Raw genomic sequence first — 14,548 nt, 5'->3', positions numbered from 1 at the left:
TTTACTCTTTTTGTAATAAATCTACCCTTATGTAAAATAAATTATTTATTATACCAGATAGTACTACATATACTATGCTCTCGTATATATCTCCATCTCCTCCGAGAGTATCATATGGTTATGTGGTGTTTATGTGTGTATTGAGGAGTGGAGAATGAAAATATTATCATGGGTTCCCCATAGGCGAAATGTACATTTTAGTGCACTTTTCAAGCTACGAATAGGAAATAGCGTAGATCGAGCCCGGGCTGTTGTTCTCGTATTCATGCTTTGTAGTCTGCTCATGTCGACCAGTATGGGAGTCACCATCCCTGTTTTTGCCCATCTTTTTAAAGAATCTTCTTCTGGTTTGCGAAATCTAAGCTTCATGATGATGGTCCCCCACCTGGCTATGCTGATCCTGGGTCCTTTCATCGGTGAATTGGAGGATCGCTACGGCAAACGTCCATTCCTGTTGCTTGGCTTTGTCGGACTGGTTGTCGCGGATATCGGATTTCTCTGTGTTCATGCGGCCGGGGCATACATCGGCCTGCGACTTTTCCAGGCTGTCGCAGGTGTAGGTATCATGCCGGCAATGATGGGAATGTTCGCGGATGTCGTTCCCAGTCAGCAGAGAACGCATCACATCAGCCTGATGATGACGGGCAGCGCCGGTGGCATGACACTGGGCCCTGTCATCGGGGGATTTCTCCTGACACGCTGGGGAACCATCGCTCCCTTTGGCATCGCCGCGATCTTAAACTTTAGCGTGCTCTGCGTGGTCTGCATTATAATTCCCAGGATCTTCACCAACCAGCCATGCCAACAACAGGTCTTCAGGCGCAAAGTTGCAGTATGGCGACTCTCAAGAGACATGCTCGTACCTTTGATGGTCCCGCTCTCCTTCTTGCTGGGTCTGCTCCTGCTTGATTTTGTGTCGGCGTTTGGACAATCATTCGTAGCACCGCAGAGATCACTCTATCTTTACAAGGTTCTACACTTTACGCCTATGCAGTTCGGCCTGCTTACAAGCGCCCATGGATTGGCAATGTTACTGGGACTCGTCACTCTGAGCTTATGGGGAGAGAGGACAAACAAACGTACTACGATTGTACTTGGCTTCTTGAGCCACGCCTTCCTCATTTTTTCGCTGCTGTTTGTCCATCAATTTATCTCCCTGTTTTTGATCTCGCTCTTCGCAGGCATAGGAGGAGGAATGGTCAGACCATTGCTCAGCGCCTATTATCTGGATCGTACCACACCTGAACACCGCTCAAGCCTGATCGGCATCAAGGAGGCCGTAACTGCACTCGGAGAGATCACCGGTTCCCTGACCGTCGTGCTCGCCAGCGCCTGGCTCATCCCTCACAGAACCTTTTTACTTGGAGGCAGCATCGTCGTCATCGCCAGCATGATCGCTTTCATCATCCTGAAGTCACACCGCATCGCCCTACCATCTCCGACTACGCTAGCCCATGCCATCCACACAGATGAAGCACTGAACGACATGCTTCCCGAGGTCGCCCTCGCCACCGAACCCGAACCCACCAGTAGATAATCTCGGATTCGACATATCTTCCTCTTTTTCATTATAGAGTGAGGCATGTTTCGGGCTCCATGGCGCCTCCACTTTCAATTTGTGCGAAATATGGAGCCAGCATCTCCTCCTCTATGGTTTGTGTGGAGCAGGTCTCAGGCGCCGTGGCGCCTGAGACCTGCTCCACACAAACCATAGAGGAGGAGATGCCGATTTCATAATCATGAAATCGGCATGTCACATTTTTCATAGCTGTACGATATCAGGGATGAAAATCTCAAGAGAGGAAACATACAGGTATGCAGCACTATCTTCCTTCCCAGGAGAGTGACGCCTATCCGACCGATGAGTCGGCGCTCTTTGATCGCTATGGCTCCTTTATCTTCTCATATATTCTCAAGCATATAAGCTCGCGCGAAGAGGCGGAGGACCTGACGTTAGAGGTCTTTACAGCCGCGCTAGAACAAAAGGCGCTGCGTCAGCTCCAACCAGAGAAACAACTGGCCTGGTATGCGCTACTGAAGTTCCCCAATCAATCAGGACAACCCCTCAAGCCTCAAACAACATCAACAACCGCACCACAGCAAAATGCTTCAATTCCTTACATTGTGTCAATGACAATGACCAGCCCTACCAGCGGCTGGGGGACGGTAGTAACAGCACAAAACCAGACGATGACGCTCGCCCACACAACTGATGGGGAAGAACATGGCAGCCTTTTAATTCCATCCAGCGCCAGGTCAGCCCGATAGTTACCCCTATCTTGGATGACCAGACAGCCTGGGTCGCCTTGCATACCAGTTCTGATCCCCATACATACGGGTCAGCCATGCGCACGACAGGCGCAGGAAAGCATTGGACCGATCTACGCCTGCCTCCCGAGGTACAATATATTACCTTCATTGATCACCAGCATGGCTGGGGCTGGAACCTTAATCCAATCTCGCAAATAGAAAGTTCGCGCACAATATATGCTACTGCAGACGGCGGTACTACATGGAACAGTGTTAGCGTGATGGACCCCAACCGCCAACCCGGCGCTACAACCACCGGAACACTGCCGCTTGACGATGCGCTTGACCTGCAATTCGTGACTGCACAACATGGCTGGGCCATTCTTAGTGCGACGAACGGCATTCCACACACATACCTCTACCAGACACAGGATGGTGGTAAAACATGGACACTGCAACAACTACCTCAACCAGCGTCTGGCCCAATCTCTGGCATTAATGTGCCAATGCACGAAGATAAGTCAGCTGGCGCCAACCTTGTCGTGCGGCCGCCGCAATTTTTCGGTCCACAAGCAGGGATCTTGAGCGTTATGTCGCAGCAGAACGCGCGAAGCCCACTCAAAATATACCTGTATGCCACTAACGATGGGGGGCAGAACTGGTTGCCACTGGGAAATACTATCGAAAGCACCAGCCAGGTCAATCTGCTTATACTGGATACCTCACATGTTTTTCTGGCAGATAGAACAGAGGTCACCCCGTACACCCTCATAAACAACCAATGGCAAAAGCAGCCTCCTCCAAAGATAACGGGGCCAATAACATTCGTTACTGCCAATGGCAGCCATGTCTGGATCCACACTCAGCAAACGTCCGGGAAGCAGATAGTTGAGACCTTATATATGAGCAGCGACAAGGGGAATTCCTGGCAACAGATCCTGCACAAAACTGTCAATCCATTCACGTTGACATAGCCTTAATCCTCTACACAGGGAAAAGAAAAAAGCAGACAGGCAAACAATGGAAATCCGCAGTATCCATTCTTCGCTACTGCAGATTTCTATTGTTTGCTGTTATTGCTCAGCCTGTGCCAGTGCTTTGTCCTCTGTGGCGTAATCGAACTGATCGGAATCGACCTTTACAGGAAAATGCTCGCGCTCCCAGGCGATAGTGCGACGGAATGCTTCGTCAACATCGATACGTTCGCTATAGCCAAGTTCCTGGCGGATGCGGCTTGTGTTAGCCACCACGTCTTGCGCCGTGTTGATGCCCCAGCGCAGTTTTTCCGGCACGCATTCGGCAGGTAGAATCACGATGCGCCCCTGCCATTTGATCACCTTCGCTATGTGTTCTATGCGCTCAGCTACACTGAGGGCGAACGACTCTCCAACATTATAGATGCGCCCGGCTGTCTGCTCGCTGGTTACCGCCAGCGCGATGGCATCAGCAACGTTCTCAACATAGCCGTGCGTCCAGCGCCAGCGGGCCTCCCCCTCTTCAAGCAGAATGCTCTGTCGCCCATCAAGCATGCGTTTGAGATAGAGAAACATACGGTGCTGAGGATCATGGGGACCGTAAACCGCTGGCAGGCGCAAGATAGTACTGGGAAGCTCAGGATGGCTCATAATTACACGTTCAGCAAGAATTTTGTCGTAGTCATCCATCCAGCGCTGAGGATCATCATCGGTCCTGAGCATCTCTCCACGATATGGATACAGATTTTTGCGCAAAGGCGATTCCTCAGTAATCGGCGCAGGATCAACGTCGCCGTCTTCTTTTCTGTTGACACGCCCGAATGCTCGATACACATCCTGGCTGCTGACAACCACGATGCGCCGGGCCGCACCAGTGAAGGTCACCATCAGATCACGCGCGTGCTGCTCCGTAGCCACCATCATATCCAGAACCACCTCGGGCGCCAGCTGTCGCAGTTCGCCAGCGTATTCTGACAGACGATCGCGATCGCCCAACAGTTCTTTCACGCCATCTGGCAGCTTTGTCTTCGTCTTTCCTCGATGAAATATGCTCAACTCATGCCCGGCTTCAGACAACTTTTCAACCACATATGGCCCCATAAAACGTGTCCCTCCAATAATCAAAACGCGCATCCCTCGGTCCTTTCTGCTATCTCAACATTGACGGATGAGATCACTATACGCGCTTTTCATCAGACGAAACAAGAAAAAAGCAATGCTGAGAGCATAGGATAAATATGGTCTATGCTCTCAGCATTGCTTAAGTCATCCACGGAGCTTAACAACAGCTCACCTGTACTGGTGCGGTCTTGCACCAGTACAGACAGCTCGGTTATTTTACTACAGGCAGACGCGACTGCGCGGCCGCGATCTCCTGTTCAGGATGCTCATGATCCTGCAGGCGTCCGGCAAAGTAGGCATCGTAGGCGGCCATGTCGAAGTTGCCGTGACCGCTGAGGTTGAAGAGGATAACGCGCTCTTCGCCCGCCTCTCTGGCCGCCAGGGCCTCATCGATAGCGGCACGTACGGCGTGGCCGGTCTCGGGCGCTGGCACGATCCCTTCGGCGCGCGCGAACGTCACCGCGGCGGCAAAGACAGGATTTTGTGGATAGGCGCGTGCCTCGATGTGGCCCTCGTTATAGAGCTGTGAGATCAGCGGTGACATGCCGTGGTAGCGCAGGCCACCAGCGTGGATCGAAGGCGGCATAAAGTCATGCCCCAGCGTATGCATGCGCATCAAAGGGGTCGCGCCCACTACATCACCGTAATCATAAGCATACAAGCCCCTGGTCAGGGTCGGACACGAACTGGGCTCGACGGCCAGAAAACGTGTTTTGGGACCACCACGCAGGGTCGCGCCGATAAAGGGAAATGCCAAACCGGCCATGTTGCTGCCACCACCGACACAACCAATGACCACATCGGGATAATCGTCGGCCTGCTGCATCTGCAGCATGGCCTCCTGTCCGATCACAGTCTGGTGCAAGAGGACATGGTTGAGCACGCTACCCAGCGCATACTTGATGCTACCACCACTCTTGCCCGCGACCTCAACGGCTTCGCTGATGGCCAGGCCCAGGCTGCCAGCGCTATCAGGGTCACTCGCCAGAATGCTGCGGCCCGCGTCGGTCAGGTCCGTCGGACTGGCATGCACGGTTGCGCCATAGGTCTGCATCAGGTTCTTTCGATATGGTTTCTGCTGATAGCTGATCTTGACCATAAAGACTTCGACGTCCAGATTAAAGTAGCTACCGGCCAGCGCCAGCGCTGAACCCCATTGACCAGCTCCAGTCTCTGTCGATAGCTTCTTGACGCCCTCTTCTTTATTGTAAAATGCCTGCGCTACGGCTGTGTTGAGCTTGTGGCTGCCAACGGGACTCACTCCCTCGTACTTGTAATAGATGCGAGCAGGCGTATCCAATACCTTCTCAAGCCGACGCGCGCGATACAGAGGAGAGGGCCGCCATTGGGTATAGATCTGACGAATCGGGTCCGGAATCTCGATCTGGCGCTCGCCGCTCACCTCCTGCGCAATTAGAGCCTGCGGAAACAGCGGGGCCAGATCGCCTGGTGACACCGGTTGCTTCGTTGCAGGATGCAATGGAGGAGCTGGTGGATTGGGCATATCAGCCACAATGTTGTACCAGCTTTTAGGAATATCTGCCTCACCTAGCAGGTATTTCGTATGTATATTGTCTGGCATAGCATTCCTCCCTTTAATACAAATGAAGAAATATCAACAGATTCGCCTCTAACACTAAAACAAGCAAGCACTGTTTGTCAAGCAGGCTCCCTCGTAGCGGAAGTAGCTGTATCAATTATAAATGAAACAGCCAGGCTTATGCCCGGCTGTTTCATTCTTACATAGGAAGAGTTGCACGCGCCATGGGCACGAATCGTCAGTTGTACATCGGAAGCCCATTTGCTTTGCGCATGAGCTGGAAGTATTGATCACCACGAACGATTCTGTAACGGCTGCCAAGGCGTTGCGCAATATAGGCCGCGTCCGACGCTGGTGCCTGGTTCCAGGCCAGTAGAGAGACGGCAATAAACAGAGGTGATTTGCCATCCCAATGGGCTGCGTTCTGATGAATAGCGGCTACGATCCCATCCCGGCTGGTTGCATCCAACTGAGTTGAGATAGGAAGCCTGTTGTTAATAGTCGAACTACTCTGTGGATTCCACCAGTTAAGCAAGAGTCCGTTCAAATTCAGTTGATTGTAATAGGCCTGCGCGACATAGGCTGGCAACGTCGAACCCACATCAATGGCGTAGACGATGTTTGTGCCCGCTCTGCGCAGATATCGGCCCGAGACATTCAAGAATCTGTTCAGGTTATCCTGTGGCCAGAGGGACGGATTAAAGTATCCCAGGCCCGAGGGACCAGCGACCAGCAGATCATTTTTGGTGGCCGTCCGCTGATAGTAATTCAGCATTACCGGTGCGATATCGAGCAGCGCGGGACTGATCGACCAGTTGATCGGCACACTGCCACGAGCAGGATCTTGATCCCAGACGTAACGCATATGGTGTTCATTAAATTGGACATTGTCGCCATCGCTCATAGTAAAGGTCACATAGATATTATTCCCCAACTTCGGCGTCGCAATCGGCTTGATGGGATAGGAGGGCGCCTGCAATCCTGAAAACACACTCATGTTGTCAAAGCTATCCGAAGCCACCACGTACACTCCATGCCGGGAAATCAGGCGTACCCCGGCGGGCTCACTATCAAACCAACCCAGGTAAGGAGTGCCCGGCTGTACATCAGAAAGAATCCTTTCAAACAGGGCGCTATCCGCGGCATTATTGTCGGTTTCCAGCCAGAATACCATGGCCTGATTGGCAACCGCGTACTCACGCAGGGAAAGCGAACCGGGTATCAGTTGATCAGAAGAGGCCAGTGGCCTGACACTGGAGGCGGAAACATTAAACTCGTTCCACATCTCAGCATTTACAACGAGTTGCCGGGTCCCGGCTGGCGGTACAAAGCGATAAACGAAGTACCGCATTCCGTCAGAAAAGCGGTGTGGGTCAAGCCCGCTCATGTCACACCCGGATCTCCCGTGATCAAAGATGTACTGCTCCTCATCCTGCGTACATGTCACAAATTGAATGATGTTCTTTCCATCAGCATTGACGCTAATCCGGCGGACAGACGCCCCCCAACCATCCTGAGGAAACGCGTCTGCAAAGCGCAGGTAAACAGCCTCGCCTCCCAGTTCATGAGACAGGTCCATCGTATAGATGGCTCGGTTTAAGCCATCAGTAATCGGTTGACTTTCTTGTAAGATCGTTCGAAAGCTCTGCCAGTTGTTCTGGGGAACCATGACGCTCTGCGCTGGTTGCAGACCAACCAGCATCCGATGGGTGGTCTGAGGCCAGAGGTGCTCATATTGCCAGGTATTGGCCTCCAATCCATTGGCAAATCTGCCACGAAAATCCGCCAGCAGCGGAAGATTATATGGTGCCGTGCTCAGTCTGGTAGCCAGTTCCGGACTGACAACCACACCGCGGTGGATTCCAGCGAAGGTCGTAGCCACATTGATCGTATCCAGTACATTGGGATCAAAAATGACCATCCCCTGCACTTGACGGATATACTTGTTTACTACCTGCCAGGGATCGTTATACACCTGGTACGGAATATGGATATCGTTAAGCCAGGTATATTGTCCTTCACTCGGCACACCATTAATGACATAGATCTGCGGCAGTTGCCGGTTCACGATACCTTGAAGGGTCTGTAATAGAAGAATAAAGTCCTGAGGGGCGTTACTCACTAACGCAACATCGAGGTGTTGCGCCCTGGCAAAGGTGGGTAAAGCCTGATTTTGAGGCCAACGAATACCGCTATCAACTTCCGGCCTGGCAAATGCATGCACTGCCAAAACACAATCAAAGCCAGCGATTCCCAGGCAAAGAGGGAGCAGGCAGAGGGCAATCAGGAAATGGTAGAAGCCCTTATAGGTAACTTTCAACATCAGGAAACCTTCCTTGAATCTTTTGCTCTTATTGCAAAATTAATACATACATTATAAAAATGTGACGCTTTCCTGAGATCAAAAGCGATTTTGTTTTATGGTGCAAAACTTCCATATAACTGCGCACGGTCTGAAAAAAGAACCTCGTAACCTCTGCCACCAGTTGCAACTGGTGGAGACGAATGAGGGCTGTTTCCAGGGGAAATGTATGGGAATCACCCGCGCAGATCAGGACATAATGCACTGGAACCAGGGCAATGATGTACCTTACGGGCACTTGTTTCGGCCAACGCCAATAGTGGAACGAACTCTTCACGAAACCTCAAACCGACAATCGCGACACACACGCCTTTGGTCCTCGTCATCACAAACACCCCCTTCCCGCAACATAAAAAATGTAAACCATAACGGCAATATATATATTTAATTACGCAAGTGCTGATATGCATTTTAAAATAAGTTGAGGATTTTTTCAGGATGATAAATATTTTATGCAAACATAGCGCCTTAATATGTAATTACCTAAACAATAACACATAATGATAAAAAATTCTAGTACATGTGTAGATAATTTTTGACAATAAGATATATTCATATTTGAATATATCGATAATAGCGGTATTAGTCTCTTCCGCAATGGCAAAATTCATGTTCGGAGGCATCACGAGGTAGAGGCTCATCCCCTTCGTCCTGAGTTGATCTCCCACTTCTACATGCCAGATTATTTATACTGCATGAAGCTCGGGAGCCCGCTGCCGCAGCAGGGTGAGGGCAACAATCGGGAAGAAAATCACAGAGAGTAATCCGGCGGCTATTAAGGCGGCGACGTTGGCTCTGGTGAGCAGGCCCAGGTCCAGGCCGATCTGCGAGGCAGCAACGATGAACGACAGCGAGGTGGCCTGCAACAGCCCCGCGATAATCGAGCGCTGAGAACCGACCAGTGGTCGATAGAGCAATGCGGGTACGCCACGGATGAGGAGTAGAGCCAGCAAGAACAAGGGCACGCGCAGAATAGTATCGGTGCTTGCCAGCAGCGCCTTCAAATCAAATTGAATCCCACTGGAAACGAAGAAGACGGGAATGAAGACGCCAAAGCCGATGGCCTCGAGCTTCTGGCGAAAGTGTGGATGGGTTAACATGCGATCTCCGTCGATCTGCCTGAGAACAACCCCGGCAATAAAGGCCCCCAGAATGGTTTCCAGCCCCAGTACCTCTGACAGCGCGGCGAAGGCGACCAGCAAGACGAAGGCCCCACGCACCCGGATCTGGGCTGTCGTGTCTTGCAGACGCACCAGCACCGCAGCGAGGCGTGGTGATCTTTCGACACGCAGCACAACAAAGACGCACATGATGGCCACCAGTACGAAGCCTCCCAGTAACACGAGCTTCGCGCCCGTGCTGGTAGCCTCGCGCGAGAAGAAAAGGGAGAGCAGAATAATCGAGCCAAACTCGGCGAACATCGCGCCCGCGATGACCAGTTGACCAAAACCAGTTTCGCTCTCGCCCGCGTCTTTCAGAATCGGCACGACGATGCCCAGTGCGGTCGCGACCAGGATAATGGCGATGAGCAGTGGAGATACCACCTGCCCGGCCGCGTACAAGGCATAACCGGCGAGCAAGGCCAGACCCAACGAGAGCAGAAAGGCCAGCGCCACATAGGTTAATAAGCGACCTCTTAAACGCTCCAGTTCAACTTCCAGTCCGGCCAGAAACAGCAGAAAAGCCAACCCTAGCAAGGAAAGAATCGAGATTGGCAAGTCAACCCTTACCCACCCCAGTACAGAGGGGCCAATAATGATGCCACCCAGAATTTCCAGCACCACCGCTGGTAGACGCCGTAAGGGAGAAAGGCCTAACAGCAGTGGCGCCAGAAAGGCCACCGCAGCAACAATCAGCAATCCGGTAAATGAGATCGTCGGCATAATAACCTCGCACTCATATTCCGCACGATCATCTCAACCAACTCCCGGTCGCTCATGGCTGGCCTGTTCAAGCAAGGTGCGTACCTCTTTATCGCTGGTTTGATCAAAATGTCCATACCAGCTACCAACTGAGTAGAGTATGTCAAGTTTCATGGGACAGACCACCTCGTTACCCTGGGCCGTCAGTTCATCGCAGGTGGTAATAGCAGCAACCGGGACGGCGATAATAGAGCGCGCCGCCTGCAGTTGTTTGACGGCGGTGACGGCGGCTCGCATGCTGGCGCCTGTCGCCATCCCATCATCTACCACCACAACGGTGCGCCCACGCACGTCATAAGGGGGACGGTCGCCGCGATAGAGCTGTTCTCGCCGCATCAGTTCCTGCTGTTCGCGCGCCGTGACCTGGTCGATGACCGCTTCAGGAATCTTTAAGGTGTTGATAACCGTATGATTGAGAATGCGTACGCCTCCAGAAGCGATGGCACCCATCGCCAGTTCTTCCTGTCCGGGAACACCCAGCTTACGTACAATCATCACATCCAGGGGTGCATGCAGTTGACGAGCCACCTCAAAAGCGACGGGCACGCCACCCCTGGGTAATGCCAGCACCAGCACATCTGGACGATCGCGATATGCCAACAATTGCGCGGCTAATTGCTGCCCGGCATCTTTACGATCACGAAATTGCTTCATCATGATCTCTCCTCTTCACTCTTCACGGCTCAGCTTGTTCGATCACTCCTTCCCCATTATGACACAAATGGTATATGACCCAAACGTGAGCAGCAATTCCCTTTCAGGAAAGCACCTGCGTTAAATTTAGATGCATTACGGGAAAAACGTCTGCGCTTATCGAGCAGCAACCTGTGCGGATAACTATACGAAAATGGTAGAATTAAGATAACAGGCACTCATCAATATATGATCTCAAATGTAGTAACTAAGGAGATTCCAGCATATGAAAATGAATCCCTTGATCGAAACGCTCTGGAAAGGCTTTGTGCAGCTTCATATCGCCCTGTATCACCTGACTAGAGGCCGCTTCATGAGCAAGCGCACGATCCTGATCACGACCATCGGGCGCAAGAGCGGAAAACCGCGTACCAGGGCGCTGTACGGCATACAGGACAATGGCAACTATGTCTTTATAGCCTCCTATGGTGGCTCCCCTCAACATCCGGACTGGTATCGTAACCTGCAGGCCAATCCACGTGTCATCGTTGAGGACCATGGACGCACCATCACCACCCGGGCCAGCACAGTCATCGACGAGGAAGAATATAAACGTCTCTGGTCTCGCATGACAGCTATGTATTCCGGCTATGATGACTACCAGAAAAAGACCGAGCGTAAGATCCCGGTAGTGCTACTCAAACCAGAACAAAGTGTGAGCAGGAGGTGAGATTCCGTGACCCCTTTGTGAGATGCCCGCACTATCCTTTTTTTAGATCACATTGAGGGCCAAAGGAAAAAAACATGAGACCAATCGAAACGATGTTGATCATGGCGAATTTGTTGACCTTTGTGGTGTTCGTGGTGCCACGACTACATGCCAGTGGCTGGACAAGCTCTATCGTCCTGGTCACCTTCGCTGTGGCCGGGTTCCAGATCCTGGTAGAGGGGCCACGTTGGCAAATGGTTCCCGCATATGTACTGACCGGGCTCCTCCTACTCGTTTGGGGGGTAGAGCGCCTGGTGAAGTCAAACAGGATCGCCAAAGATCTCCTCAGTAATCGATTAGTAGTGGGGGGGACAATCATCCTATGTCTGCTGGACCTCTTACTTGCTGCCTCTCTGCCCATCGTGTTCCCGGTCTTTCATTTTCCTCGCCCCAGCGGACCCTACCAGATCGGAACGCTGACTTATCACTGGGTGGAAAGTCGCCACGAGATATTCAGCACAGATCCCAATGCTCATCGTGAATTGATGGTTCAGGTCTGGTATCCGGTCAAAGGAAACGTATCATCGGTGCGTGCTCCCTATGTGCAGGATGCCAGTGCTCTTTCAGCTTCTGTAACACGTGTGGCCCCATTGCCGTGGTTTGCCTTTAATCATTTCCAATATGTCACTACCAACGCTATTCCGTCCGCACGCGTGGCAACCGATACGTCTACTTATCCAGTGCTGGTCTTTTTGACAGGAATATTCGGCTTTCGTCAGTCGAATACCTTTCAGATCGAGAACTTTGTTTCGCATGGCTACATCGTCGTGGGCATCGATCAGCCGTATACCGCCGCCGCGGTTGATTTTCCAGATGGACACCAGATTATAGGATGGACCCACGCTCAGATGGACCCGTTCACCAATCAGAGCTTGAACCCGGTCGAACCAGCACCAATGCTCAATGGCATCGCTCTCAAAAATGGAAATATGCCATATTTAGCACAAGATGTCAGTTTCACCCTTGATCAGCTTTCTGCTCTCAATAAAGCCGACCCAAACGGCATTCTGACTGGGCGGCTTGACCTGAAGCGGGTCGGAACGTTCGGGATTTCATTAGGCGCCATGGTTGCCGCTGAAGCTTGCCACATAGATTCACGGCTGAAGGCGTGTCTGATGGTGGATGCCGCTATGCCTTTCGATGTTGTTCAAGTTGGTCTGCGGCAACCAGGTATGTGGTTGACCCGGCCTGCCAACGATATGCGCCTTGAACATTGGAAAGAGTCAGACATCACCCAAACGCTGAACACGATGCAGGCGGTGTTCAATAAAGAGCCAGCCGGAGAAGGCTACTATGTGTCGGTGCCTGGGATGTTCCACGTCAATTTTACTGATGCTCCCTACTTTACCCCGCTGGGGCCTCTATTCGGTTTTACGGGACCAATCAACGCTCAGCGGGGGTTTGACATCGTCAACGCGTATTCACTGGCATTTTTTGAGCAGCATTTGCAAGACCACACGGCGCCCCTGCTTGATGGACCATCAAAATACTATCCCGAAGTCATCTTCTCTTCGAAAAGTATCAGCTATCATCCTTTCAGGTAAACCGCTGGTTCAATCCTGGTAAGTCATTACCAGGAGAGTTTTTGCGGGCACAACGATGTATCATAACACATTAAGCTGTGATACTATTTAAAGATCAACATGCTCTAAGGATGGATAGATGGCAGAAAAGCAGTTTCCTTTGACCCAGAGACAACTTGAAAAAATCATTGAACGATATCCAACCCCATTTCATATTTATGACGAAAGAGGCATTCGCCAGTCGATTCGTAATCTCAAACAGGCCTTTGCCTGGGCCGATAACTTTATCAACTTCTTCGCGGTGAAGGCGCTCCCCAATCCCTATATTCTACAGATCATCAAGGAAAAAGGCTTTGGGGCCGACTGCAGTTCGCTACCGGAACTGCTGCTGGCCGCGAGCGTCGGCCTGACAGGCGAGGATATTATGTTCACCTCAAATGAAACTCCGGCCAAAGAATATCGCCAGGCTAAAGAGATGGGCGCCATCATCAACCTGGATGATATCAGCCATATTGAGTATCTAGAGCAACACGCCGGGCTTCCAGATCTGATCAGCTTCCGCTACAATCCGGGGCCGCTGCGGGAGGGCAACACTATCATTGGCAATCCGAAGGATGCTAAATATGGGCTGACCTACGATCAGCTGTTTCAGGCCTACGCGCTGATGAAGCAGAAGGGGGTGCGCCGTTTCGGACTGCACGCGATGATCGCGTCCAACGAACTCAACCCGCAATACTTTGTTGAGACTGCCAGCATGCTGTTCGATCTGATCATTGAGCTTTCCCGCAAGATAGGCATCACCTTCTCGTTCGCCAACCTGGGCGGTGGCATCGGCATTCCCTACCGACCGGAGCAGGAAGCGTTCGATCTGGCCGTGTTTTCTCGCCAGCTCAAAGCGCTCTATGAGCGCAAGATCGTCAACAACGGTCTGCACCCCTTAAAGCTCGTTATGGAGTGTGGCCGACTGATCACCGGTCCCCATGGCTACCTGGTTACTACGGCGCTGCACAAAAAAGAGACCTATAAAGACTATATCGGGCTCGACGCTTGTATGACCAACCTCATGCGTCCGGCTCTGTACGGCGCCTATCACCACATTACCGTCCTGGGCCGAGACACACAGCCGCGCACACACACCTACGACGTGGTCGGCTCACTGTGCGAGAACTTTGACAAATTCGCCATCGATCGAGATTTACCAGAAGTCAGCATTGGTGATACACTGATCATCCATGATACCGGCGCCCATGGACACGCGATGGGCTTTAATTACAATGGGAAGCTGCGCTCGGCCGAGTTGTTATTAAAAGAGAACGGCGACATCCAGTTGATCAGGCGCGCGGAAACCCTGGCAGACTATTTCAGTACCCTGGATTTTACCGGGCTGCCGTCATCCACCAGGGCAAACGTCGAAAAGACTCTAAAGTTATGAACGCGGTATGCACATAGTTGA

Annotated in this window: 11 protein-coding genes; 6 read left to right on the top strand and 5 right to left on the bottom strand. The window is 51.8% G+C overall.

All coding sequences use genetic code 11. The annotated features are described in order from the left end of the window. The first annotated feature begins 154 nt into the window (after positions 1-154). The 3 genes from KTT_RS35110 (at position 155) to KTT_RS35100 (ending at position 3,224) form a co-directional block, all read left to right on the top strand. Positions 155-1,537 carry an MFS transporter gene (locus KTT_RS35110; protein ID WP_126602861.1) on the top strand — a complete coding sequence of 461 codons (1,383 nt, stop codon included), beginning with the start codon at positions 155-157 and terminating at the stop codon, positions 1,535-1,537. Positions 1,538-1,815: 278 nt separating this feature from the next. Further along, positions 1,816-2,268, top strand: coding sequence for an RNA polymerase sigma factor (locus KTT_RS35105; RefSeq protein WP_126602859.1), 453 nt, complete (start codon positions 1,816-1,818; stop codon positions 2,266-2,268). A gap of 11 nt (positions 2,269-2,279) precedes the next feature. Continuing rightward, positions 2,280-3,224 (top strand): WD40/YVTN/BNR-like repeat-containing protein, encoded by a 945-nt coding sequence (locus KTT_RS35100; RefSeq protein WP_126602857.1) that lies wholly within the window; start codon positions 2,280-2,282, stop codon positions 3,222-3,224. A 99-nt stretch (positions 3,225-3,323) separates the two neighbouring features. Here the strand turns inward: KTT_RS35100 and KTT_RS35095 are convergent, their stop codons facing one another. The 5 genes from KTT_RS35095 to KTT_RS35075 form a co-directional block, all read right to left on the bottom strand. Then, positions 3,324-4,358 carry an NAD-dependent epimerase/dehydratase family protein gene (locus KTT_RS35095; protein WP_126602855.1) on the bottom strand — a complete coding sequence of 345 codons (1,035 nt, stop codon included), beginning with the start codon at positions 4,356-4,358 and terminating at the stop codon, positions 3,324-3,326. 199 nt (positions 4,359-4,557) lie between these two features. After that, positions 4,558-5,928 carry a TrpB-like pyridoxal phosphate-dependent enzyme gene (locus KTT_RS35090; protein WP_126602853.1) on the bottom strand — a complete coding sequence of 457 codons (1,371 nt, stop codon included), beginning with the start codon at positions 5,926-5,928 and terminating at the stop codon, positions 4,558-4,560. 196 nt (positions 5,929-6,124) lie between these two features. After that, complete coding sequence (locus tag KTT_RS35085) at positions 6,125-8,209, bottom strand: GxGYxYP domain-containing protein (RefSeq protein ID WP_126602851.1); 2,085 nt, start codon at positions 8,207-8,209, stop codon at positions 6,125-6,127. Positions 8,210-8,934: 725 nt separating this feature from the next. Beyond that, positions 8,935-10,131, bottom strand: coding sequence for a cation:proton antiporter (locus KTT_RS35080; protein ID WP_126602849.1), 1,197 nt, complete (start codon positions 10,129-10,131; stop codon positions 8,935-8,937). Between the two features lie 33 nt (positions 10,132-10,164). After that, positions 10,165-10,827, bottom strand: coding sequence for a phosphoribosyltransferase (locus KTT_RS35075; RefSeq protein WP_126602847.1), 663 nt, complete (start codon positions 10,825-10,827; stop codon positions 10,165-10,167). A 262-nt stretch (positions 10,828-11,089) separates the two neighbouring features. On the opposite strand from KTT_RS35075, the gene KTT_RS35070 reads away from it, so the two are divergent. The 3 genes from KTT_RS35070 to lysA all read left to right on the top strand — a co-directional run bounded on the left by KTT_RS35070 (position 11,090) and on the right by lysA (position 14,527). After that, a complete protein-coding gene (locus tag KTT_RS35070; RefSeq protein ID WP_126602845.1) occupies positions 11,090-11,533 on the top strand; it encodes a nitroreductase family deazaflavin-dependent oxidoreductase in 444 nt (147 codons plus the stop codon). A gap of 74 nt (positions 11,534-11,607) precedes the next feature. Beyond that, on the top strand, positions 11,608-13,116 hold the full coding sequence (locus KTT_RS35065; RefSeq protein WP_126602841.1) for an alpha/beta hydrolase family protein: 1,509 nt from the start codon (positions 11,608-11,610) through the stop codon (positions 13,114-13,116). A 118-nt stretch (positions 13,117-13,234) separates the two neighbouring features. Beyond that, positions 13,235-14,527, top strand: a complete 1,293-nt coding sequence (gene lysA / locus KTT_RS35060) for a diaminopimelate decarboxylase (protein WP_126602839.1) — start codon at positions 13,235-13,237, stop codon at positions 14,525-14,527. Positions 14,528-14,548: the final 21 nt, after the last annotated feature.

The organism is Dictyobacter aurantiacus, from assembly GCF_003967515.1.
GTDB lineage: Bacteria > Chloroflexota > Ktedonobacteria > Ktedonobacterales > Ktedonobacteraceae > Dictyobacter > Dictyobacter aurantiacus.
This window is presented reverse-complemented; position numbering and strand designations above follow the sequence as displayed.